General features: G+C 41.0%; 23 protein-coding genes, 1 riboswitch and 1 other annotated feature. Of the genes, 10 read left to right on the top strand and 13 right to left on the bottom strand.

Annotation, left to right across the window (positions count from 1 at the left end):
• Positions 1-17 precede the first annotated feature (17 nt).
• The 3 genes from pstA to MKY65_RS21635 form a co-directional block, all read right to left on the bottom strand.
• Entirely contained in the window at positions 18-908 is an 891-nt protein-coding gene (gene pstA, locus MKY65_RS21625; protein WP_339180637.1) for a phosphate ABC transporter permease PstA, read from the bottom strand.
• Position 909: 1 nt separating this feature from the next.
• The gene (gene pstC, locus MKY65_RS21630) at positions 910-1,854 is read right to left on the bottom strand and encodes a phosphate ABC transporter permease subunit PstC (protein ID WP_339180640.1); all 945 of its coding nucleotides are present in this window, start codon (positions 1,852-1,854) and stop codon (positions 910-912) included.
• Between the two features lie 81 nt (positions 1,855-1,935).
• Positions 1,936-2,895 carry a PstS family phosphate ABC transporter substrate-binding protein gene (locus MKY65_RS21635; RefSeq protein ID WP_339180642.1) on the bottom strand — a complete coding sequence of 320 codons (960 nt, stop codon included), beginning with the start codon at positions 2,893-2,895 and terminating at the stop codon, positions 1,936-1,938.
• A 1,263-nt stretch (positions 2,896-4,158) separates the two neighbouring features.
• Positions 4,159-4,428, top strand: a binding site (T-box leader).
• Positions 4,429-4,522: 94 nt separating this feature from the next.
• Between MKY65_RS21635 and MKY65_RS21640 the strand changes: the two genes are divergently transcribed.
• The 4 genes from MKY65_RS21640 to MKY65_RS21655 are packed head-to-tail and all read left to right on the top strand — an operon-like array spanning position 4,523 to position 8,571.
• On the top strand, positions 4,523-5,374 hold the full coding sequence (locus MKY65_RS21640; RefSeq protein ID WP_339180643.1) for an S-adenosyl-l-methionine hydroxide adenosyltransferase family protein: 852 nt from the start codon (positions 4,523-4,525) through the stop codon (positions 5,372-5,374).
• 49 nt (positions 5,375-5,423) lie between these two features.
• On the top strand, positions 5,424-5,978 hold the full coding sequence (locus tag MKY65_RS21645; RefSeq protein ID WP_339180645.1) for an ECF-type riboflavin transporter substrate-binding protein: 555 nt from the start codon (positions 5,424-5,426) through the stop codon (positions 5,976-5,978).
• A 56-nt stretch (positions 5,979-6,034) separates the two neighbouring features.
• Positions 6,035-7,750, top strand: coding sequence for an ABC transporter ATP-binding protein (locus MKY65_RS21650; RefSeq protein WP_339180648.1), 1,716 nt, complete (start codon positions 6,035-6,037; stop codon positions 7,748-7,750).
• On the top strand, positions 7,741-8,571 hold the full coding sequence (locus MKY65_RS21655) for an energy-coupling factor transporter transmembrane component T (protein ID WP_339180651.1): 831 nt from the start codon (positions 7,741-7,743) through the stop codon (positions 8,569-8,571). The genes MKY65_RS21650 and MKY65_RS21655 overlap by 10 nt, the downstream gene beginning before the upstream one ends.
• A 52-nt stretch (positions 8,572-8,623) precedes the next feature.
• Here the strand turns inward: MKY65_RS21655 and MKY65_RS21660 are convergent, their stop codons facing one another.
• From MKY65_RS21660 to MKY65_RS21680, 5 genes are all read right to left on the bottom strand, one after another.
• A complete protein-coding gene (locus tag MKY65_RS21660; protein ID WP_339180652.1) occupies positions 8,624-9,313 on the bottom strand; it encodes an ABC transporter ATP-binding protein in 690 nt (229 codons plus the stop codon).
• A gap of 6 nt (positions 9,314-9,319) precedes the next feature.
• On the bottom strand, positions 9,320-10,387 hold the full coding sequence (locus MKY65_RS21665; RefSeq protein ID WP_339185342.1) for an ABC transporter permease: 1,068 nt from the start codon (positions 10,385-10,387) through the stop codon (positions 9,320-9,322).
• Positions 10,388-10,469: 82 nt separating this feature from the next.
• Positions 10,470-11,408: a phosphotransferase gene (locus tag MKY65_RS21670; protein WP_339180654.1), complete on the bottom strand. Its 939-nt coding sequence runs from the start codon at positions 11,406-11,408 to the stop codon at positions 10,470-10,472.
• 33 nt (positions 11,409-11,441) lie between these two features.
• Positions 11,442-11,999: a peptide deformylase gene (gene def / locus MKY65_RS21675; RefSeq protein WP_339180656.1), complete on the bottom strand. Its 558-nt coding sequence runs from the start codon at positions 11,997-11,999 to the stop codon at positions 11,442-11,444.
• Entirely contained in the window at positions 11,983-12,183 is a 201-nt protein-coding gene (locus MKY65_RS21680; RefSeq protein ID WP_193064805.1) for a helix-turn-helix transcriptional regulator, read from the bottom strand. Before MKY65_RS21680 ends, def begins: the two co-directional genes overlap by 17 nt.
• 1,410 nt (positions 12,184-13,593) lie before the next feature.
• Between MKY65_RS21680 and MKY65_RS21685 the strand changes: the two genes are divergently transcribed.
• The gene (locus MKY65_RS21685; protein ID WP_339180658.1) at positions 13,594-14,697 is read left to right on the top strand and encodes a YibE/F family protein; all 1,104 of its coding nucleotides are present in this window, start codon (positions 13,594-13,596) and stop codon (positions 14,695-14,697) included.
• A complete protein-coding gene (locus MKY65_RS21690) occupies positions 14,694-15,476 on the top strand; it encodes a YibE/F family protein (protein ID WP_339180661.1) in 783 nt (260 codons plus the stop codon). The genes MKY65_RS21685 and MKY65_RS21690 overlap by 4 nt, the downstream gene beginning before the upstream one ends.
• A gap of 76 nt (positions 15,477-15,552) precedes the next feature.
• Here MKY65_RS21690 and MKY65_RS21695 read toward each other — a convergent pair whose 3' ends face one another.
• Together MKY65_RS21695 and MKY65_RS21700 are read right to left on the bottom strand one after the other, a co-directional pair.
• On the bottom strand, positions 15,553-15,828 hold the full coding sequence (locus tag MKY65_RS21695; RefSeq protein WP_339180663.1) for a YolD-like family protein: 276 nt from the start codon (positions 15,826-15,828) through the stop codon (positions 15,553-15,555).
• The gene (locus MKY65_RS21700; protein ID WP_042529178.1) at positions 15,825-16,040 is read right to left on the bottom strand and encodes a hypothetical protein; all 216 of its coding nucleotides are present in this window, start codon (positions 16,038-16,040) and stop codon (positions 15,825-15,827) included. Before MKY65_RS21700 ends, MKY65_RS21695 begins: the two co-directional genes overlap by 4 nt.
• Positions 16,041-16,292: 252 nt before the next feature.
• Positions 16,293-16,409, top strand: a riboswitch (SAM riboswitch).
• A 97-nt stretch (positions 16,410-16,506) separates the two neighbouring features.
• Here MKY65_RS21700 and MKY65_RS21705 point away from each other — a divergent pair.
• The 4 genes from MKY65_RS21705 to MKY65_RS21720 all read left to right on the top strand — a co-directional run bounded on the left by MKY65_RS21705 (position 16,507) and on the right by MKY65_RS21720 (position 21,048).
• Positions 16,507-17,607, top strand: coding sequence for an iron-containing alcohol dehydrogenase family protein (locus MKY65_RS21705; RefSeq protein ID WP_339180666.1), 1,101 nt, complete (start codon positions 16,507-16,509; stop codon positions 17,605-17,607).
• 22 nt (positions 17,608-17,629) lie between these two features.
• Entirely contained in the window at positions 17,630-18,445 is an 816-nt protein-coding gene (locus tag MKY65_RS21710; protein WP_339180668.1) for a MetQ/NlpA family ABC transporter substrate-binding protein, read from the top strand.
• A gap of 57 nt (positions 18,446-18,502) precedes the next feature.
• A complete protein-coding gene (locus MKY65_RS21715) occupies positions 18,503-20,101 on the top strand; it encodes a glutathione ABC transporter substrate-binding protein (RefSeq protein ID WP_042529173.1) in 1,599 nt (532 codons plus the stop codon).
• A 293-nt stretch (positions 20,102-20,394) separates the two neighbouring features.
• On the top strand, positions 20,395-21,048 hold the full coding sequence (locus MKY65_RS21720; protein WP_339180670.1) for a lysoplasmalogenase: 654 nt from the start codon (positions 20,395-20,397) through the stop codon (positions 21,046-21,048).
• 251 nt (positions 21,049-21,299) lie between these two features.
• Here MKY65_RS21720 and MKY65_RS21725 read toward each other — a convergent pair whose 3' ends face one another.
• From MKY65_RS21725 to alr, 3 genes are all read right to left on the bottom strand, one after another.
• The gene (locus MKY65_RS21725; protein WP_212929406.1) at positions 21,300-21,857 is read right to left on the bottom strand and encodes an NADPH-dependent FMN reductase; all 558 of its coding nucleotides are present in this window, start codon (positions 21,855-21,857) and stop codon (positions 21,300-21,302) included.
• 275 nt (positions 21,858-22,132) lie between these two features.
• On the bottom strand, positions 22,133-22,441 hold the full coding sequence (locus tag MKY65_RS21730) for an MGMT family protein (protein ID WP_193064503.1): 309 nt from the start codon (positions 22,439-22,441) through the stop codon (positions 22,133-22,135).
• A gap of 25 nt (positions 22,442-22,466) precedes the next feature.
• A complete protein-coding gene (gene alr, locus MKY65_RS21735; protein ID WP_339180676.1) occupies positions 22,467-23,597 on the bottom strand; it encodes an alanine racemase in 1,131 nt (376 codons plus the stop codon).
• Positions 23,598-23,854: the final 257 nt, after the last annotated feature.

The following is a 23,854-nucleotide window of genomic DNA, read 5'->3' on the forward strand; positions in this document are numbered from 1 at the left end:
AATTTTGTATCGTGCATTTAGTAGCGCTGCTGAAACTTATTCCGAATCAAAATAGCGATAGAGTTTAGCAAGAACAGTAAAACCAATAACACAATAATTGTTGCCGCCGCTAAATTCGCATATTCTGCTACAAGGGATGAATCAATCGTCCAATAATAGACTTGCATCGGCAATGCCGTGAATGTATCAAAAATACCGGACGGAAACGGGATTAACAATGCAGGTATACCAAGAACAGTTAACGGAGCTGTTTCTCCGATTGCACGTGATAATGCTAAAATCGCTCCCGTTAAAATACCAGGTAATGCTGCTGGTAAAATAATACGGCGCACCGTCTGCCATTTTGTTGCTCCCATGCCGTAGGACGCTTCACTAAGCTGCCCCGGCACTGCCCGCAAAGCTTCCTGTGCTGCCACAATAACAATGGGAAGTACAAGTAAGGCTAAGGTTAATCCGCCCGCTAAGATGACATTGCCGAATTCTAAAGTACGAACAAATAATGTCAGGCCTAATAACCCATACACAATCGACGGGACACCTGCTAAGTTAGAAATATTTGTTGCAATAAAGGATTGAAGCTTACCCTTCTTTGCATAAAGCTCCAGATAAATGGCTGTTCCTACCCCGATGACCATAGTTACCGGGACTACTACCACCATCAGCCATGCTGTTCCTAAAATAGCTCCCATAATTCCTGCTCTGCTTGCGTCTGTGGATAGATGATTCATCAGAAAATCGATATTGATATATTCGATTCCCTGCGTAAAAATACGAACGAGCAATACAGCCAGCACAATCAGACCGAATAATGTGGAGGCAAAGAAAAGGCCCTTAAAGCCGGTATTTTTCCGTACACGTGATGACATACGTTTCTCAACAAGCACTGCATCCATATATCTCGTAGCCATCTTAGTACTCCTCTCTAAACTTACGTGAAATATATTTTGCTAATAGATTCATCATTAACGTAAAAACAAATAAGGTTAATGCAACGGCATAAAGACTGTAATAAATAGTCGTTCCTGCTGCCGCTTCCCCGCCTGCTACCTCTACAATATAAGCAGTCATCGTCTGCATCGACCCCGTAATATCAAACGAGAAATTCTTGGAGCTTCCGCTGGCAATGGCGACAATCATCGTTTCCCCTATTGCCCGGGAAATACCAAGCACAAAGGAAGCAATAATCCCTGACAGCGCTGCTGGAATAACTACTTTAAATGTTGTCTCAAGCTTTGTTGATCCAAGTGCTAGCGCTCCTTCTCTCATCGAGTTTGGAACAGAAGACATCGCATCTTCTGATAACGAAGCAATCATTGGGATAATCATTACACCCATAATAATTCCCGGGCTAAGAATGTTGGTTGCTTCAATAGATGGAAAAATCATTCTTAGTAAAGGCGTTACAAATGTAAAGGCGAAAAATCCGTAAACAATTGTCGGTACGCCGGCTAAAATCTCCAATAACGGCTTTAGTACTCTTCGAACATGATCAGGTGCGTATTCACTTAAATAGATTGCCGACATCATCCCGATTGGTCCTGCTACCAGCATTGCTATCACTGTGGAGATAATGGTCCCGTTTAACAACGGCAGTAGTCCAAATTCAGGATTTTGGCTTAGCGGTTTTAACACGGTCCCTGTAAGGAAATCAAGAATTGGGACATTCTGAAAAAAAGCAACCGATTCAGCAAACAGCGTATAAATTATCCCGACTGTGGTAAGAACCGATATCGAAGCAATAATGAATAATAGACTTGGTATGAACCGTTCTAATTGATTAAAAAATTTGCGCTTCTGTTTTTGTTGTTCAATCATTTTACTAACCGACATGCGGTTCTTATTATTTGCAGCCATGATGCTAGAGCCACCTTCCATTTCTTAAAATAAGAGGAAGATGAGAGATGTTTTTACACACCGCTCATCCGTCTTCTTGTCTTATTCGATTCCTTCTAACTCTTCCAGCTGTGACTGGATTTCTTCATCTGGAATCGGTGCAAAGCCTGTCTCGCCAGCTACATTATTTGTATTTTCTAAAACGTATTTCGCATAATCAAGCACTTCCGGTTTTTCCTGTGCTTGATTTACATTCAAGTACGTAAACACTGGACGTGTATAATCTGCATAAGGTCCGTCCTCTGCAATTGTATCTAGAGATGGTTCAACTGCTCCCTCACCAAAGTCAATAGATACAGCGTTGATCGCATCTTGATTACTTTGATAATATCCAAATCCAAAGAATCCAATAGCGTTCTTATCTTCTGAAACCAATGTCACTAATGTCGAGTAATCTTGTTGAAGGTCAATTCCATCTACTAAATCTTGTTCTTCTAAAATCTCTTCGTAAAAGAATTCGTATGTTCCATGATTTTCATTTGGACCATAAGCTTGAATATCTTCATTTGGCCATGACTCGTCTATATCTGACCACTTTGTATATTCGCCAAGGAAAATCCCTTGTACCTGCTCCGGAGTTAACTCTGTCGCCCAGTCATTATCTGGGTGCGTCACAATCGTTAAACCGTCTAATGCTACCTTTAATTCTTGCACTTCCATGCCTAATTCATCTGCTTTTGCTTGTTCTTCCTCTTTTATTTCCCGGGAAGCATCATTAAAGTCTGTTCCATTTTCCACTAAGAATTTTTCAAAGCCAGCGCTCGTCCCGGCCCGGCTAACCTCTACCGAAACACCCTGCTGTTCATTTATCATATAATCTTCAGCTAATCTCGCCATTAATGGGTACACCGTGCCTGAACCATCAATTGCTACATTACCTGATAATTCTTCACTGCTGCCAGACTCTGAATCACTTGCACTATCTGCATCGCCTGAACCGCATGCTGCCAAGAAAATTAAAATAGAAACAAAAAAGAATAAAGTAAACCGTCTAAAGCTCATTAAAGTGCCCCCTTAAATTTATCTGCATAATAGTTACTGGACATTTCTCCTCTGTCCTCACTTTGAAGTATAGAGAAGAATTATTAATATAGTTTGCTGTTAATGTAAAGAGTATGTAAATTTAAGTTTTTTATTTAAGAGGGCTGCGGCTGCAGAACTTTGAAAAAAACAAGGCAATCCACCATTTGGTTTCTCCTTCTCAAGCTTGTCCTATTTCATTAACTCAACTTTCACACCTAAGAAGGAGCATATATATCTTGCTATTCCAGGGTGAACATATTCTACATTGCCATGCTTGCATTTTGGTGAAATACCCAGCCTTTTTGGAATTGGTGATGGTGCATAGCTCCGCTCCGGCCAACCACTCCGCTTTCCGACGTACAAATGTTTTCGATGGGACGAGTAATCGCAGTCCCAGGACGTACTAGTGCAGACGTTGCAACAACTCTTTTCGATGGGGCGAGTAATCGCAGTCCCAGGACGTGCAAGTGCAGGCGTTGTGACAACGCTTTTCGATGGGGTGAGTAATCGCAACCCCAGGAGTCACGAGTTTAGCCTGCAAACCACTTAGGAGTCTACGTGGTTGGCCTGCGCTCTGATAGGATTCTACAGCGAATGAAAGAAATATCATCTCAATGAGCTAGACGAAATAGCAGCTTTCGCCTGAACAACCAATCATAAAAGCATGGGTATGAAATACAGGGAATCGCTTCGATGCACAGAAGATAATTTTGACGGATCATTTTACCATGTAGCATGAAAAATATGTTCTATCGGATCAAACTTCTGTTTGGTGAGTTGTTTTTCACGTGTAGAATATCCTACTAGCGGAGGCGGACCGTTTTGACTCCTGAGGGATCAGCACCATCTGAAGATCCACTTTTGCCAATTGCTCTTCTTGGCAAAAGTTAGCTGAAGAGCGTGCCCCTAGGAAAGCAAAACGGTCCGCCGCAGCGGTGCTTTACACTTCGCCTTCAATATCTTTGTCAAGGGTGTTATCAAAGGAACAACCAACTCCTGTTTCTATGGTAATGGAGTTATTTTTTAATGTGCGAAAGTTGAGTCATTAAGAAAAGAATCATTTCCTTCTCTATCTTATTCTATGCACAGATAATCTATTTAGCATTCAAATTTGAAAACTGCCGAAATAGATGATTCCTTTAACAAGCCAGACTTGTTATTTCGACTTTTATCATTTTTCTAAAAATGCTTGCTTTTTATATTTCGATTATTTATAATGACATTAATTCGCATAGTTATTTATGAAAAGCGTAGAAGAGGAAAAGTAAGATTCAACTATTTTTTCACAGAGAACTTCGGCAGCTGAAAAGAAGTAAAAATATGAATCTGAACAATGGCCTTTGAGCTTCGTGCTGAAAATATCCATCGATATGAGTAGGTTCCGACGAGATTTGGTACTCGTTATCCATACCACAGTATCAAAGCATCTTGCTTTCGTACTTGATGAGGCTGTATGTGTGAGCATACAGTAAAATAAGGTGGTACCACGTAAATTCCAACCACGTCCTTATCGTTTATTCGATACGGGCGTGGTTTTTTAGTTTCCTTAAAACCAACTGCTCATCGACGAAAATGCAAGCAACACAAATAAGAGGAGGAATTTAAAATGGGAAGAAATTTAGTCATTCAAACAGATTTTGGTCTTAGCGACGGGGCAGTCAGCGCCATGTATGGGGTAGCACTTTCTGTAGATTCCAAGCTCCGGGTATTCGACCTGACACACGATATCCCGCAATATAATATTTGGGAAGGCTCCTATCGTCTCTATCAAACGTTACCATATTGGCCAGAGGAAACGGTTTTTATCTCTGTAGTTGATCCAGGAGTTGGTACTGCAAGGCTGAGCGTCGTCGTTAAAACGGTGAATAACCAATATATTGTGACGCCGGATAATGGAACACTTACCCATATTAAAAAGGACATCGGCATTAAGGAAGCAAGAATCATCGATGAGAAAACAAACCGTTTACCTCGCTCAGGGGAATCCTATACGTTTCATGGACGTGACGTTTATGCCTATACAGGGGCAAGATTAGCATCAAATACCATTACCTTTGAAGAAGTCGGCGCCCTTGTTGATGTAAACGACATTGTTGAATTAACAAAACCGGAAGCTTATATAGAAGATGATATCGTCTACGGTAATATTGATATACTGGATATTCGCTTTGGCAATCTATGGACCAACATCAGCAGAGAGCTGTTTCAAGAAATTAATGTGGCTCACGGAGATGCTTTCGAAGTCACTATCGCCAATAACCGCCAGCAGGTATATAAAAATATCATGACATACCGGCATTCCTTTGCCGAGATTCGCCTCGGAGAGCCTTTGCTGTATGTGAATTCATTGGATAATTTAGGCGTTGCGATTAACCAGGGCTCCTTTGCCAATGCGTATCACGTAGAAACTGGGCCCCATTGGCAAATTATTATTCGCAAAGCACCGAAAATAAGCTGATTGGTATTTAATAAAATAAGAACATATCATTTAAAGGGGGAATTGGAAATTGAAGAGAAATGGATTATCCATTAAAACAATTGTAGCAATTGGAATTGGTTCAGCAGTATTTGTTATTTTAGGGCGCTTTGCAGCCATTCCAACCGGGATACCAAATACAACCATTGAAACCGCATATGCCTTTCTAGCTTTAATGAGTGTTGTTTTTGGCCCTATTGCCGGAGGATTGATCGGTTTGATCGGTCATGCCTTAAAGGATGCCGTATTTTATGGTTCTATTTGGTGGAGCTGGGTGTTTGTATCGGTATTTATCGGATTTTTCATCGGCTTATTCACTAGAAAAATCGATATAGAGTCAGGAATATTTGCCTCCAGACAAATCATTCAGTTCAATGTAGTACAAGCAGGTGTGCAAGCTGCAGGCTGGTTCTTGATTGCTCCAGCTTTAGATATATTGATTTATGCAGAGCCTGCCAATAAAGTATTTGTACAAGGAGCTTTCGCCGGTATTGCCAATATTATAACCACCGGCATTCTTGGTACGATTCTAATCGCATCTTATGCAAAAACCAAAAGTCAGAGCGGGAGTCTTACCAAAGAATAGCGTCTGTTGCCGTTACCTGATTTCTGAGAACAGCAGATGCTCTAAGGGAGATAAACATGAAACAGCCTATTATCCAGTTTGAAAATGTTACATTTAAATATCGAAGCCAACAGGAACCTACGTTAAAAAATATTGATTTAACTATTCATCAAGGAGAAAAAATATTAATTGTAGGCCCTTCTGGTTCTGGAAAAAGCACACTAGCTCATTGCCTCAATGGGCTGGTGCCTTTCTCGTATAAAGGGGAGATGACAGGAAGCTTGAAAATCCAAAGACAGGAAACAAAAGAGCTCGATATCTTTTCGTTATCCAAAATGGTTGGCACGGTATTGCAGGATCCTGACGGGCAATTTATCGGCTTATCTGTCGGCGAGGATATTGCTTTCTCTTTAGAAAATAATGTTACTCCGCATGATACCATGATGAAAAGGGTAGCCGAGGTCTCACGCCTTGTGGATATGGAGGAATACTTAGAGGCTTCTATTCACGCTCTTTCCGGCGGGCAAAAGCAGCGGGTCTCTCTCGCTGGCGTCATGGTGGATGATGTAGATATTCTCCTTTTCGATGAACCATTGGCCAATTTGGACCCTGCTACAGGGAAGCATGCCATAGATTTAATTGATCAGATTCAAAAGGAGACAAATACGACGGTCGTTATCATTGAACACCGTTTAGAGGATGTATTATACCGGAATGTGGACAGAATTATCGTTGTTAATGACGGAGAGATTGTATATGATTGCTCTCCCAATGTATTGCTTGCCTCCGATGTGTTACAGAGAAATAATATTCGAGAGCCCTTATACATCAAAGCATTAAAGTATGCGGATTGCTCCCTCACACCCCAGCATGGCTTGGAGCATTTGAATACATTGCAAACAGAGGCATTCAAAGACAAGCTTTTACAATGGTTCGAGCAAACTCCGCCCGCAAAAAAGAGAACGCTGACACAGCCTGTTTTACAGCTGGAGGATGTCTCCTTTACATATAGTGGCAAGGAAAATAACATTAAAAAGATATCCTTTTCCATTGATAAGGGAGAAATGGTAAGCATTGTCGGTAAAAATGGTGCAGGCAAATCCACTTTATCCAAATTAATTTGCGGATTTGAAAAAAATAACCAGGGAAAAATCCTCTATCACCAAAAGGATATTACCGGAGACACTATCTATCAGCGTGCTGAACGGATCGGCATGGTGATGCAAAATCCAAATCAAATGATTTCAAAGCATATGATTTATGATGAGGTAGCCTTAGGCCTTATTATGAAAGGAATTTATTCAGAGGAAGAGATAAGGGAAAAGGTAGAGAAAACATTAAAAATATGCGGCTTGTACCCTTTTCGAAATTGGCCGATCTCCGCATTAAGCTTCGGCCAGAAAAAAAGAGCAACCATCGCTTCTATTTTAGTACTGGAGCCGGAAATAATTATTCTGGACGAGCCTACTGCCGGGCAGGATTTCTATCACTATACGGAGATGATGGAATTCCTGGCAGATTTAAACGCCCAAGGTATTACCATTATGATGATTACACATGACATGCATTTAATGCTGGAATATACACAAAGGGCGATTGTCATAGCAGATGGCAAAGTGATCGCAGATGATTCACCTATAAATATCTTAACCAATGAAGCGATTGTGGCGGAAGCTAATTTAAAAGAAACATCCTTATTTGATTTAGCAGTTCTTACCGGTATCGAGGAACCGGTCGAGTTTGTATCCAGGTTTATTGCCTTTGACAGGGAGGTACGCAAAGCATGGCCATAGAAATGTTATCTTATATTGAAAAGGAATCCCCTGTCCATCGATTATCTGGAGTCACTAAATTGGTTATTTTTATTATGTGGTCGTCCGCTGCAATGCTTACGTATGATACAAGGATTCTATTATTCTTATTCATAATCAGCATAACCATATTTATTATTTCAAGGATTCATATCCGGGACATCGCCTTTGTATTAATCTTTATTTTAATCTTTTTACTGTTGAATAATATCGCTATTTACCTGTTTTCTCCTCAGGAAGGTGTCCGGATCTATGGCACCAATCATGTACTTTTTGAAATAGCCGGGCGTTATAATATGACACTGGAGCAAATCTTTTATCAATTTAATATTACATTAAAATATTTTGTCGTTATTCCGGCTGCGTTACTGTTTATCGTCACTACCCATCCGAGTGAATTTGCTGCCTCTCTCCACCGGATTGGGATTAATTATAAAATCGCCTATTCTGTCTCCTTGGCACTCCGGTATATTCCAGATATCCAACGGGACTTCCGTACTATCGCCCAAGCTCAGCAGGCCCGCGGGATTGATTTATCGAAAAATGAAAAATTAGGGAAGCGGATCAAAAATGCAGGAGCTATTATTCTGCCATTAATCCTATCCAGTTTGGAAAGAATTGAAGTCATCAGCAACGCGATGGAGTTAAGAGGATTTGGGAAAAATAAAAAAAGAACCTGGTACAGCATCAAGTCTTTTAAACGGGCAGATTATATCACGATAGCTGTTGGAGCAGTCATTTTAACCGTATCGTTGATAATCACCTTTCATGATGGCAGCAGGTTTTATAATCCATTTTTGTAACAGGATGAAAAAGGATGCGATGTTCCAGTGAATGGAAATCACATCCTTTTTGTCATACCGTATAACGTTCCTTTTCCTGTAATTCCATGTTCCCATCTGTCATTTGATAGACTTTATCACAATCCTCAATCAGCCGGGTATCATGTGTTACAACGATTGTTGCTGTTTGCTTTTCTTCTGTAATTTCTTTTAACATACGCATCACTTCAAATGCACGGTCAGAGTCAAGAGACGCCGTCGGTTCATCTGCTAAAATAAGACTTGGGTTGGTATAGAGTGCTTTAGCAATCGCGACCCGCTGCCTCTCTCCGCCAGATAAGTCTTTCGGGAAGCTGCGAAGCAAATGATCAATGCCTAACGACTGATAGAGCGCTCCGGATTCTGCTTTAGACATATTCCCTTTCTTTACCTTATCCAGCAGCTGCATCTGCTGTCCGACGTTTAAATAAGGAACCAGATTCGATGCCTGCAAAACAAAGCCGACTTCCTTCAGCCTTAACGCTGCACGCTTCTTTTCCTTTAGATCCGTCAAAGCGGTGCCGTTCATCCTGACTTCTCCCGTTGTGGGTGTCTGCAGCCCTCCGGCGATACTTAAAAACGTACTTTTTCCGGAACCAGAGGGGCCAATAACTGCAACTAATTCGCCTTGTTCCGCCTCAAAATTCGTTTCTTTCATTGCTTCTACTTTTGTTCTGCCGGATCCAAAGGTTTTCTGCACCTTTTGCAATTCTAAAATAGCCATGCTCCCTTAACCTCCTATCGCCCGTAATGGGTCAATTCGCACAATGGTCTGTACAGAAATAAATGCTCCAATGACGGATACGACAATCAGAATCATTCCATAAACCAGCATTTCAATGTAATTAAAGGCTACCGGTACAGCTGCCGGCAGGAATAATCCTGTAGCTACAGCAAGAACCAATCCTATCATCACGCCAGCTAAAGAAAGCAAAAATGTCTGCGCTACAACAGAGCCGGCCAAGTATTTGGAGGAAACCCCCTGGGCCTTCATTACCCCGAAAATGCTTATCTTCTGAATAGTAAGCACGTAGAGAAAAATCGCCAGGACCACAGCTGAAATAACAAATAGGAAATATATCATTAATGTCAGCGTTAAATTCTGCTCTGTGTAACCAGGCAGATTCTCTATAAATGTTTCTGTATCAACCACCTGCAATGCTTCATCTGCTTCCACACTGTCTAAGTTATCTGTACGAATAACAAAGGCATTCACTGCATCGTTATCTCCTTCAGCCATTTCCCCATATTGCAGTGTTTCCAGCGTATTTAAGTCTGTGAACAATACTGGTGCTGCATTAAATCTGGCTTTATCCGTAAAGCCTGTGATTTCCAACGTCTCCTCTGTGGAGGATAAGGAAATCTCATCACCAATTTCAAAGCCGTCTTCTTTTAATGTATCATCCGCTATTACTTCTCCCTCATCCGCGAATGCGTTTCCTTCTGTCACATTTGGCATGATAAAGGACGCTTCATCTACAGCAAAGATAAATACATTTTCTTTTTTATCCCCATGACTCGCTATTGCGCTGAGCTGAGATAATTCGGTATATTCATCCACTCCGGCTCCGTCAAAATCATCCGCAGACACGATGGATTGCTGCAGACGTAAATCGGATTCCTCTGTTAGAATAACACCGTCTGCTTCCCATTTATCAACAGCCTCCCGATTAAGCTGCTCCAGCCCATTGGCCAGACCGGATAAAAAGAATACAAGATAAGAAATAAGTACCAGCACACCTATAACTAAGGTGAAACGCAGCTTGTTGTTCTTTATTTCATTCCAAGCTAAAAACATCCCTTCACTTCCTTTTGGCTTCATTGCAAATCCCTTTGCTTATTCCCTTTTTAGAGAATGTTTAACCCGTCATCTCAAACAATCAATTTGTATCGTCCGTTAACTCCGTCAAATAACCGATAATTTCATCCTTTTCTTGCGCATCCAGTTCTTCATATAATAACTGCTCAGCAAACTCCCAAATATCCTCCAGCCTTCTTCTTAACTGGTAAAAAGCAAGAGCATCTTGATTGATATGATAATTTTCGTGATGCTGAAGATAAACTTTCATAAACTGCTTCCAATAAGGGTTCTCTATCAGAAGCATCATATCTGCTTCTGCAGGAGCCAGTTTTAGCCCTTCCCAATCTATTAATATCAGCTTTTCCGCCTCCATCAAATTCCAATGATGCAGATCTGTATGACATAAAACCATATCGAATGAAAGAGATTTCAGCTTTTTTGAAAGTCCTTTTACGCTGCTGATCCATGCGTCTATTTTTTCCCGATTTTCACGGAAAAGGACATATAATTCCCCCGGGAGATGTTTTTCATTGAAATGAATGACCTCTTCCAATTCTACTAAAAAAGGCACTTCAAAGTCCTCCTTCAAAGCTTCCGTTGGAAAAGGGATTTCCTCCCCAAATGAGTGGAGTGCGGCTATTATATGTGCAAATTCTGATACCTGCTGCTTGGTTAAATCTTGTTCACCAATGGTTTCCCCATCAATAAAAGAATACAGTAAATAACTATTTTCCGCGTCTTCACATTGATACTTTCCTTCCTTTGTCTGTAGTGGAACAGGAATTTTTCCTTTTAAATCACTGTTATTTGCTAACCATTCCACAATGGGAGCATACTGGTCAATCCATGCGGTCAACTTCGGCGTAGAAGCACGTCTCTTTTCATATACTTTCAAAAAATAAGTAGCATCCTTCGCCTTTATTTCAAAGGCAAGGGATGCCCATCCGCCCTGTTTGGATTGTATGTGAACAGGATGGATTCCATACGCTTCTTGCAATATTGCAGTAAATGGATTCATTGCGATTACCCCTTTCCCAAAAAAGCTTGCAGCCTACTGCAAATTCAAATATGGCCGTTCTTTATTAATCCTGTCAAAAAACATGATTCCATTCAGGTGATCCATTTCATGCTGAACCAAAATGGAACTATATCCTTTAAAGGTATATGTATGCTCTTCTCCCTCTGTATCAAAGGCCTGCACCTTTATTCTCTCATAACGCGGCACATGTCCAGATACTTCCCTGTTTACAGACAGGCATCCTTCCCCTTCCGGAAGATAGATGGTATTTGCAGCATGGCTGATCAATTTAGGGTTAATCAGCTTTAATTCCATGGTCTCCTCCTTTTCTGTCTGATATCGTATGACAAACATGCTTTTGTTGATGCCGACTTGATTCGCTGAAAGCCCTGCTCCCGGCCTTAGCTTATATTTCTTTGCTATCTCAGGGTCCTGACTGTTTTTCAAATATGTCATCATGCATTCCAGCTCTGTTTTCGTTTCCTCCGAAACAGGAAGAGACACAGGGTCTAACTGCTTTCTTAAAATAGAAGCCCCCTCTTTTTTAATATCTTTCATCGTTATACGGTAGTCTTTATGAAATTTTGTCATACATAAACACCTCTTCTACATTTTTATCAAGCGCTCTGGATATTTTAAACGCCAGTTCTAACGTCGGGTCATATTTATCATTTTCCACACAGTTAATGGTCTGCCTGGAAACGCCGCAAAGCTTAGACAATTTTTCTTGTGTCATATTCGATTGCTTCCTTAATTTTTTAATCTTATTCTTCACCAACTAAGCTCCTTTTTGTCAAAAGCATTTGACAAAATTGTAGCATGACTTTCCTGTAAATGTCCAAAACGTTGGACACAATGAAATACTCACTCCCTTTTGGTACATACTAAAATAAGAAGGTTATGGGTGACTTTTTGTTTTATTGCAATGTAACTGATTGGGACTGGAACTGCGATTACCAATGTTGTCAGGTTAATGAATTTTCTTAAATACTCAACTTTCGCACCTAAGTATAAGCAAATATTTCTTGCTATTCCAAGATGAACATGTTCTTCATTACCATGCTTGCATTTTGGTGAAATATCCGGCCTTTTTGGAATTGATGATGGTGCATAGCTCCGCTCCGGCCAACCACTTCGCTTTCCGACGTACAGGACGTACTAGTGCAGACGTTGCAACAACTCTTTTCGATGGGGCGAGTAATCGCAACCCCAGGATGTTGCGGTCTTAGTCTGCCATGGGGACGGCTTCAGCTAACTTGAAAAGAAAACCGCTTTTCAAGTGGATCTTCAGCTCGCCCTGCGATGCACAAATGTTTTCGATGGGGCGAGTAATCGCAGTCCCAGGACGTGCAAGTGCAGGCGTTGTGACAGGAGTCACGGGTTTAGCCTGCAAACCACTTAGGAGTCTCCGTGGTTGGCCTGCGCTCTGATAGGTTTCTACAGCGAATGAAAGAAATAACATTCTAATGAGCTGGACGAAATAGCAGTTTTCGCCTGAACAACCAATCATGACAGCATGTATATGAAATACAGGGAATAGCATTTATGCACAGAAAGTAATCTTGGCGGAACATTTTACCATACAGCATAAAAATATGTTCTATCGGGTCAAACTTCTGTTTGTTGAGTTGTTTTTCATGTATAGAATATCCTACTAGCGGAGGCGGACCGTTTTGACTCCTGAGGGATCAGCACCATCTGAAGATCCACTTTTGCCAAGTGCTCTTCTTGGCAAAAGTTAGCTGAAGAGCGTGCCCCTAGGCAGACTAAGACCGCAACGTCCTGGGGTTGCGATTACTCGCCCCATCGAAAACATTTGTACGCCGGAAAGCAAAACGGTCCGCCGCAGCGGTCGCATTAACCTGACATCATTGAGACCTGCGATTACTCGGTCTATTAAAACCGTTGCTGCGATTACTCGCCCCATCGAAGGTCTTTTGTATGATGCCCGCTTCAAGCATAGAGAGAAATTGAAAATTCTAGGCAGGAGACCCAACAGCCAATAACGACTCGATTGGTTTAACTAACATTCCGCGGAGAATGAAAAGCCCACATCGGAATGAAGCTTCCCTTTATTCCCCGAAATTTTGTGATGTTGTATGTATCTCCTTTTTATTAAAAGTGTTATCATAGTATATGTTTTCGGAAATACGAATAGGACAATCCTATTTTTGGAGTGATTACATTGAAGGCATGGTTAAAAAATCGGACCAGGACCGAATATATTACCGTCTGTCTATTACTAATCGGTTTTATCGCATCGATGATATTTATCAATAACAATTATGATTTATATGATAGAACGATTGTTCACATAACCGATGTTCAAGAAATAAATAGAGAAGATCAGCCAGATGAGCATGGCAATCAAGATGAAAAAGTCACCCAGCATATTGTTGGAGAAGTAAAAAATGGATCAAATAAAGGAGAAATAACTGAATTTGATAATGAATATGTGCAGTCCCTGGCATTGGACTATGAGTTATCTGCAGGCGATGAAATCTTTCTTGCTCAAGACGGGGAAGCAACAGGGGATATTAAACGGGATAAATATTTCGTGTTTGTCGCATGGATATTCCTGATCATATTATTAGCAGTCGGAAAGTCCAGAGGTGCTTTATCCGCGTTGAGTTTGTTTGTCAATGCAGCTATTTTATCATTTGCATTAGACATTTATATACAGCATCCCAGCATCAGTCTTTCTGTTATTACTGCGATCAGTATTATTATCTTCACCGTTCTCTCCTTATTGATGGCGACAGGATTTAACGAAAAAACCTATACAGCTATTCTAGCCACATTAATAGGGACAGTTATTTCATTAGTGATTGCTTATGCAGCACTGCATTTCACTGGCGAAGAAGGACTGCGTTATGAAGAAATGGCCTTTTTAACCAGGAACCCGGAAACCATATTTATGGCAGGGTTACTAATTGGTTCCTTAGGGGCTGTTATGGATGTTGCGATTACTTTATCTGCTTCCATGTTTGAAATGTATGAGAAAAATAACCGGATTGATTTAAAAACATTAAAAAAAGCAGGTTACGAAGTCGGGAAAGATATCATGGGCACCATGACCAACATTTTATTTTTTGCCTACGTCAGCGGGTCGATACCCATGCTGCTAATCTATTTTAAAAATGCAGCACCATTCGGCTTCACCATATCGATGAACCTTTCCCTTGAATTAACACGTGCTTTAGTCGGCGGAATTGGGATTGTATTGACCATTCCGATTGCCATCTATATTTCCATTTTCTTTATCCGGAGAAAGCAGGCGAAATTATGAATGTACTCGTATTACTGGCAATCATATTATTTGCATTAATGGCCTGGGTTGGCGGTATGAAGGGCGTACGATCTTTTATTGCCCTCTTTATTAATTTTATCATTGTGCTTATGGCTGTTTTTGTCATGAATGACCCGTCCGGAAATCCAATTATTATTGCGCTTATCGCATGCGGTTTTATCAGTGCAATCAGCTTGTTCTTCATCAACCGGGTAAATAATAAAACGATGCTTGCTTTCTTATCGACGATTGCAACAATGGTTATTTTAATCTTTTTCATTATTATTTTAACCGAACAATCCATGATCTATGGACTTGGGGAAGAAGAATCTGGAGAAATAACAGCTTTCAATGTGCATATTGGATTAAATTTTATTCAAATTGCTACAGCTGTGATTATTATGAGCACGATCGGGGCGATTGTAGATACTGCCATTTCAATCACCTCCCCGATGCGTGAAATCCACGACCAGAATCCGGAAATTTCCAGAAAGAATCTATTCTTAGCCGGCATTCGTATTGGCCGTGATATTCTAGGCACAAGCACAAACACGCTATTTTTCGCCTTTTTCGGAGGTTATATGGGGCTGCTCATCTGGTTTAAGGATTTAGACTACTCTCTTGGCCAAATTATAAATGCCAAAGTATTCAATGATGAAATGCTTGGAATCCTTATTTCGGGTCTTGGCATCGCTCTGGTTATTCCAATTGCTTCTCTGATGAGTGCGTATTATTTGAAGAAGCAGAAAAAGGACATCGCGTTGGATGAGCAGAAATAGGTAAAAGCAGCCATACGCTATTTATGTTTAGAAATAAGCCCGAATGATTCCGCTTGGAATACATTCGGGTTTTTATCTATAATATAAAAACGTCTATCATGTCATTAAACTTAATGATTGTAAAATCCTTACGCCCCAGCTTATCAACTATGGCTATGTGCTCGTCTTGATAGTTGATGCTGTCTATATATCCTTTTATATGATGAACATGACAGTCCTGATAGCATTTCACTTCAATAAGCAAATTATCTTTATGAGCGATAATTAATTGAAAGCAATTCTGCTTCCATTGCCGCTCATTTAACATTGTTTTTTCTTTCGTATTCCTTTCTTCCTGTACACGAATATTCAAGCCCCGACGCTCCTTTTTACACACCCTATGGATAAAATATTTTCTATCTTAAAGCTGCGCACCTGTTTTTTATAGTAACAATAAGCAAGAATCCTTTTATCATCTATACCTACGACACGAATAACACGCTGCGTTACATTGTTATGGCGGTCGATATAATAGATCATGATTTTTTCCTTTTTATCCAGAGAATGATGAAGTAATCCAATCATATTTATTCCTTCAAATAAGAACCTTTGTTCTGAACGTTTGTTCTTATTATATCAAAAAATAAGCAAGAGTAAACATGAAATAAATGGATGAATGTGTTTTAAAAGAAACAAAGGATAACCCGTTTAATTATTTGGGGTTTGGGACCAAAAATGGTGCTGATTAACATAATTAGCACGCCAGCCCCCTTGTATCAAGCTATATTTGACTTTTCTCATATTTCATATTAAAATGTATCCACAGTTACATAAGAACTCTTATTGAGAGTGGCGGAGGGACTGGCCCGATGAAGCCCGGCAACCTTTCTAGAACTCGTTCTAAAAAAGGTGCTAAATCCTGCAAAGTGCATACTGTGCTTTGGAAAATAAGAGAGGACGTTTCGTAAATGAACTTATTCAACCTCTCTAGAACAAAATAGAGAGGTTTTTTATGTAGCATTTAAACACATGTAAAAGGGGATATCTTACCATGCAAACAGTTACTGTAAAGGGGTCGCCCAGCCATTATCAAATCGGTGACGGTTCTCTGGAATATCTGGTAGAAAATCTGAATGACTTGCGGGTGAAGCGGATTGCTGTAGTTGCCGGGCGGACTGCTTGGGAAAAAGCAAAACCGTATCTTCCTTCCGCATTGCTGAACCAAATAGAGGAAAAAGATATACATACTGCAGATGGGCATTGTACCGTGGAACGAACTGACAGGCTCGCCGCGATTTATGAAGAACAGCAAATAGATGCTGTCATCGGCTTCGGCGGGGGAACTGCACTGGATATTGCCAAAGCAGCGGCTGCCAATGCGCAAATAAAAAGTATCTTAATCCCAACAATTGCCGCAACCTGCGCAGCTTGGACGCCATTAAGCGTCTTTTATCAGGAGGATGGTGCGCATTCTCATTATACAGAGTTTCCAGAGTCTAATACACTCGTAGTGGTCGAACCAGCAATTATTGCAGAAGCTCCTGTAAAATATTTAAAAGCAGGCATTGGCGATACGTTAGCTAAATTCTATGAAGCTCGCTCTCTAGTTGAAGCCTTCTACCCTGAAGGCACGCTTCCAGTCTGGCTGCAAATCTCTCAATTCGCCGCTCGTGCGTGCAAGGATATTTTGCTGGATGACAGTGAAGCAGCAATCCAAGCTTGTGAGAGCAACCAAGTCACTGATGCTCTTATTCGTGTTATCGAAGCAATTATCGCAACAGGCGGCATGGTTGGCGGCTTCGGCGGAAAAGCTGGACGAATTGCAGGTGCGCATTCCATTCATAATGGATTAACTGCCGCCCCGCAGATTGCCGATTCACTTCATGGTGAAATTGTATCCTATGGCATTTTAGCTCAGCTTGCCATCGAACAGGATAAAGCGGAGCTTACGAAGCTATTAGCTTACTATGATACATGGGGCTTCCCAACAAGATTAGCAGACTTCTCCATACATACGGATGATGAGGAACTGCTGGAAACCATAGCTAAAAAAGTCACACGGGAAGAAGAATCCATTCATTTGATGAAAGAAGAAATTAATGCAAATACCGTTATTGATGCATTTTTACAGCTTGAGAACATTACTAAATAAAAAAGAAAGTAGGAAAACCATTATGAAAAGGAAATATTTACTTCTTATTACAGCTTTATTAGTCACTTTCCTCGCTGCTTGCGGCGGAGATGAGGAAGAGAGCGGTTCAGATTTACTTGAAGATGGCGTATTGACAGTAGGTGTAACAGCCGGTCCACATGAAGAAATTGTTGAAAAAATAGCTGAAATTGCAGCAGAAGACGATTTAGAAATTGAAACAGTTGTTTTTAGTGATTATGTTATGCCGAACGTTTCACTGGATGAAGGTGAAATTGACATCAGCAGCTTCCAGACAGAGCCTTTTATGGACAGCATGGTGGAAGAAAGAGGCTTGGATATTGTGAAGGTAGCAGATACCGTTACTTTCCCGATGGGGGTTTACTCCGAATCAGTTGATTCTCTGGAGGACCTTCCTGATGGTGCAACATTAGGGCTCCCTGGCGATCCTACAAACAGTGGACGTGCTTTATTATTATTTGAACAAGCTGGTCTTATCACATTAGAAGAAGGCTTGGGTGTCAATGCAACCGTAAATGATGTGGTCGATAATCCGAAAGACCTTGAATTACTGGAATTAGATTCTGCACAAATTCCAAGACAGCTTGGAGAAGTAGATGCAGCAGCAATCAATTCAAACTTTGCAATCGAAGCAGGGCTTTCACCGAATGATGATTCGCTCTTTATCGAGCAGGATTCTACTTTCGTTAACCTAATTGCAGCTCGTACAGAAAACCAAGATGATGAAGTCGTTCAGCAATTTATTGATATTTACCATACAGACGAAGTGAAAGAATTTATTGAAGAAAACTTTGATGGCTCTGTTGTTCCAGGCTGGTAAATCTTTATTTTCAGGTAATATACTCAGACTACGATACTTAAAGGAGAAAACAGCATCATGAGAATACAGAAAAAGATATATGTACTTGCATTTATTGCTCTGTTCAGCCTGGTACTTGCCGCCTGTGCCAGTGAACCAGATGACAATGCATCCTCTGACAGCAATACGACAGAGGGAGGATCGCAGGGCGGCGATTTAATTATTACCACACCAGCCGATGCTGTATCGCTTGACCCGGCAGCATCCAATGATACTCCGTCCAGTGATGTACAAAGAAATATCTTTGAAACGCTTGTTACCCAGGACGAGAATATGGAAAATCAGCCTTTGCTGGCAGAGGAGTGGGAACAAATTGATGATACGACATGGGAATTCAAGCTTCGTCAAGATGTGACCTTCCATGACGGCTCTGATTTTAATGCGGACGTTGTAAAGGCAAATATTGACCGTACGCTTGACCCAGAGGTTGGTTCTCCACGGGCAATCATGTACAATATGATTTCCGAGGTAGAAGTTATTGACGATTATACGGTTCATTTTAAAACAGAATATCCTTTTGCAGCGTTACCGGCACACCTTGCTCATCCCGGCGGTGTGATGATTTCAAAAGACCAGATTGAAGAAGACTATGCCGCAATGGAAGATGGCGAAGAGGCAGGTACTGTCATCAGTGCAAACCCGCAAGGCACCGGCCCTTTCAAATACGAAGAATGGAAGCCAGGGCAGCAGGTACGCTTAGTTAACAATGAAGAGTATTGGGGCGAACCGGCACTGCTCGATTCCGTAACTTTCAAAGTAGTTACAGAAGATCTGACCCGTGTCGCAGAATTAGAGACTGGTGCTTCTCAAATCGCTAATTCCCTTAGTCCGTCAGATGTAGCTCAAATTGAAAATTCCGATCATTTATCAGTGCAGTCTCAGGACAGCCTGGCATTATCGTATTTAGGTTTTAACATGGACAAGGAACCGTTTGATGATGAACGTGTCCGTCAGGCAATTGCAAAAGCCATTAATAAAGAGGAAATTCTTTCCGGAATCTATGACGATGTCGGGATCCCCGCACACACACCGATTGCGCCAAGTGTATTCGGATACAGTGAAGATATAGAGGATCACGAATATAATCTGGAAGAGGCCAAAGAGTTACTTGCTGAAGCAGGCTATGAAAATGGGTTTTCTACCACGATTTGGACAAATGATGACCGTCAGCGCATCGATACAGCAACAACAATCCAAGCACAGCTGAAGGAAATTGGTATCAATGCGGAAGTAAGAACGGTGGAATGGGGAACAATGCTGGAACAGACTGCCAACGGGGAACATGATATGTTTGTCTTTGGCTGGACCACTGTTACCGGTGATGCGGACAACGGGCTATATCCTTTATTCCATTCAGATAATTTAGGCGAACCAGGAAATCGCACCTTCACAGAAGATGAAGAACTCGACGATTTATTAGATCAAGCCCGCCAGGAAAGTGATCCAGATGAACGATTAGAGCTTTACCGCCAAACCCAGGAATTACTTGCGGAAATCACGCCAATGGTTTATATCCATCACCAGCAATATTTGTTAGGTGTCGATGACAGCGTAAAAGGGCTGACACAGTCTCCGACACAGCTGTTAAATTTAAAAGATGTTTCTATTGAAGAATAAAGAATCTCCCCTTGTCTATGATGGACAAGGGGAGTTTTTTATTACACCATCAGAACCACCGAATGCTGCTAACAAAGGATTACAGCAGTATTCAGCTTCGTATGTACAAACAATACAAAACAGCCTCCCTATCTTCAACAGAAGCTTCTATCTCTTCCGATGTTAAAAATAGGTTTGAAAAAAGGTTTTCTGTTTATATATCTAGAATTTGTTATCTAAGCATTTTTTTACTATGATGGAACTAAACATGTCTGAAGATTTTTATTTTAACAAGCGAAGGGAATGTACCCATTTTGATACTTTATCGTTTACCCATATTAATTCTGACGACTGGAATTGTTTATATATTTATTTCACCATCTGAGCCATTAGCATTTAGTATTTTCTTCAAGGTGATTCCAATGGTGCTGATTCTGATTTATGCTTTTGAAAAATCGCTGCCAAAACGAAAGTCCACGCATTATTGGATTATTGGCGGTATCAGCTTGTGCTTGACTGGGGATGCGACGCTGCAGTGGTTTTTCATCGGCTTGACCGCGTTTTTTATCGGACATGTACTATATATCGTTGGATTTTTAAAAGAATGGCGTTTTTCTTTGCCAAGAAGTCTTTCTGCGGTTCCGCTTATTCTTTTTGCTGCTTGGATTGGCTATCAGCTTGTGAGTAATCTTCAAACTAACGGGGAGACAGGTTTCATCTTTCCTGTCATTGCCTATATCGGAATTATCACGCTTATGGCGTTCACAGCAATCATGACAGGAAATCGCTGGGCTATTCTCGGCAGCCTTCTATTTATTATTTCTGACAGTGTTCTTGCGTGGAATATGTTTATCACCGGCTTTACAGGAGCTCATGAAGTCATTATGCTTACGTATTATGGTGCTCAATTTCTTATCGCCCACAGCTTGTTTACCATTGATTCGAAGCAAAAAGGAATGGCTTGGTAATCGCTAAGTCTTCTTTTCACCCTCTGGGCATAAGTGCGACTTTAGCTCTGTCTACGCCTGTCGGCTTGCCAATCGCTAAGTCTTCTTTAAAGGAGATGAGCTCGAGGGCGACGGAAAACGGAGTATATTTCTAGGGCCTAAGATTACTCACCCCATGAAACCCGTTGGAGTGACTAGCTCCAACTATTTCTTATTTCTTAAATAAAGAAAAGCCCTCTTAAGAAAACAATTTTTCAGTAAGAGGGCTTTTCTTATATAAGCGACGTTAGCTCTGGGTGCTTCTGCATGAGATCTACATAATGAATCAAATCATCTGACAGCTTATTTAAGCGGTCAATGACGTTTTGATTCGAGATTACATAGTTTGTATAATCTTTTTCTTCAACAAATACATATTTCGGAATCACCCATGCGTGCATATAGTGAAGAATCGGCTTCAAATGCTGCTCGGGTACTAAATAATGCTTTGTTGTTCCTGCTGTTGCAATAATAGCAACCACTTTATTCCGAAATGCATCCATTGGCAGAAGGTCGAACAGATTTTTTAATGTTCCTGGAATAGATGCTTGGAAAACAGGCATTCCAACCAAAATGCCATCAGCCTGCATGATTTTTTCTAATAAGATTTTCGTGTCGCCTGTATAATCTTTATAAGAACGTCCGTCACTAAAAACCATGTCATAATCCTTCAAATCTAACATCTCTGCTTCTACCCCGGTATGTTCTTTTTCAATATATTTCAATGCATGGTCCACAGCGACTCTTGTTTTTGAGCCAATCGTGGAGCCGGAAATTCCAACTATCTTCACGGAGCATCCTCCTATATGGTGGTCTTATTCTGTATTCAGAAGTTTCGATTTTTAGATTCTCTCGTCCGTCTATTCATATATATGAATATGTATTTACGCTGTTTCCTGCTCTGCAAAGACTCGCCTCAAAAGAAGCACGTTTCTGCATTTGGAGAACCTGTAAATATAGGAATGAGAATGTTTCTCAAAACAGTTATTACCTGTATTATACCTAGTTAACTAACAGAAATACAATAAGATGCTTACCCATAGAGGCCTTCCTGAATTGCAGCGCTTCATTCGAGATGCCATTGATATTTTTTTAAATCAACATATCCGCTGGAACTCACCAGGACACCTTCTGCTTCCAGACGTGTGCGCTGCTCCCAATTTCCCTCTTCATTCGGAATAGCTAATTGCCCCTTTGCATTGATCACACGATGCCAGGGCAATTGATGCTTTTTGCTCATGGAATGGAGCACGCGGACAACCTGTCTTGCGGCTCTCGAATTGCCAGCTTCTCTTGCTATTTGACCGTAAGTCATTACTTTTCCAGACGGGATCTCCCGTATTATTTTAATAACTTCTTCCGTAAAAGGTGTCATCCTTTATCATTCCTGTTCCACATTATTATTTCACGTATTTTCTCGGTACCCGTTTGCCAATTAAACAAACCGTTTCATAATGAATGGTCTGCATTTGCTCTGCGACAATACCTAAAGAAATATAGCCCTCACTCGGCTCGCCAAAAATGGTAACAATATCATTCTCATGAACGCCATCTACATCGGACACATCCACCATGGTCTGATCCATACAAATGCGTCCGACAATCAGGCATTCCTTCCCGCGAACGGTCACGTGTCCTTGATTGGATAAAAGACGTGAAAAACCATCGGCATAACCAATCGGCAGGGTCGCCACCTTTGTTTCTTGCGTTGTTGTATAGGTTCTGCCATAGCTGATAGATTGTCCAGCCGGAACATTTTTAATGTAAACTGGCTTTGTTTTTAAGCTCATCACCTGTTTTAATGGGAGGATTTCCTTAAGATGCGGTTCAGGATAGAGCCCGTACAAGCTGACTCCGACGCGTACCATATCCAGATGCATTTCTGGATAGGCGAGGGTCCCCGCACTATTACAGCAATGCTTGATTGGGATCTGACAGCCTTTTGCTTCTACTGCCTGATATATTTTCTGGAAGCTTTCAAACTGCTGATACGTATAAGCGCTGGATTCTCCATTGTCGGCTTCCGCAAAATGCGTAAAGATTCCTTCCAGTTCTATTTCTTCCCGTTCTAATGCGCGGCATAAATCCAAAGCTTCTTCTGCGGTACGGACACCGATACGAGTCATTCCGGTATCCACTTTGATATGGACTTTTGCTGTTTTCTGTAAGATATCTGCAGCCTGACAGATGGCTTCGATTGTCTCTTCTGAATAGACAGTCAGCGTGACATCTTGTTCTACTGCCTTATGAACGGCATGAGCTGGCGTATAGCCCAATAATAATATCGGTGCAGTAATCCCTGCTTCTCTCAAAGACAGCGCTTCATCTAAGATTGCTACCCCAAGACAGTCCGCCCCATTTGCCAGCGCCTCTTCTGCAATTGGCACAGCTCCATGACCGTATCCATCTGCCTTCACCACCGCCATAAACCGCGCTCCTTCACGGATATGCTGTTTAAATTGTTGTACATTATACGCTAACGCTTGCAAGGACACTTCTGCCCAAGTATCACGAAAACTGGTTGTTATCATGTGATTCCCACCTTGTCTAACATCATCATTTTTATTTTTTCGGTCTGTTTTTCAGATTAATACAATACATCATATCCATTTTATCACTTCCATTCTGTATTGGATAGATATACTCAGCCTGCTTGACAGACACAGTGAAGCACGTTTACCTAAAAAGTGTGAGAGACAGCATTGAAATATCTTTCCCAATTGCCTTTATTTCTTTACACTAAATATAAATATACGTATGATTCCTATTGTCAGGGAAAACTACTTTA

Source organism: Oceanobacillus sp. FSL W7-1293 (genome assembly GCF_037969815.1).
Lineage (GTDB): Bacteria > Bacillota > Bacilli > Bacillales > Amphibacillaceae > Oceanobacillus > Oceanobacillus oncorhynchi.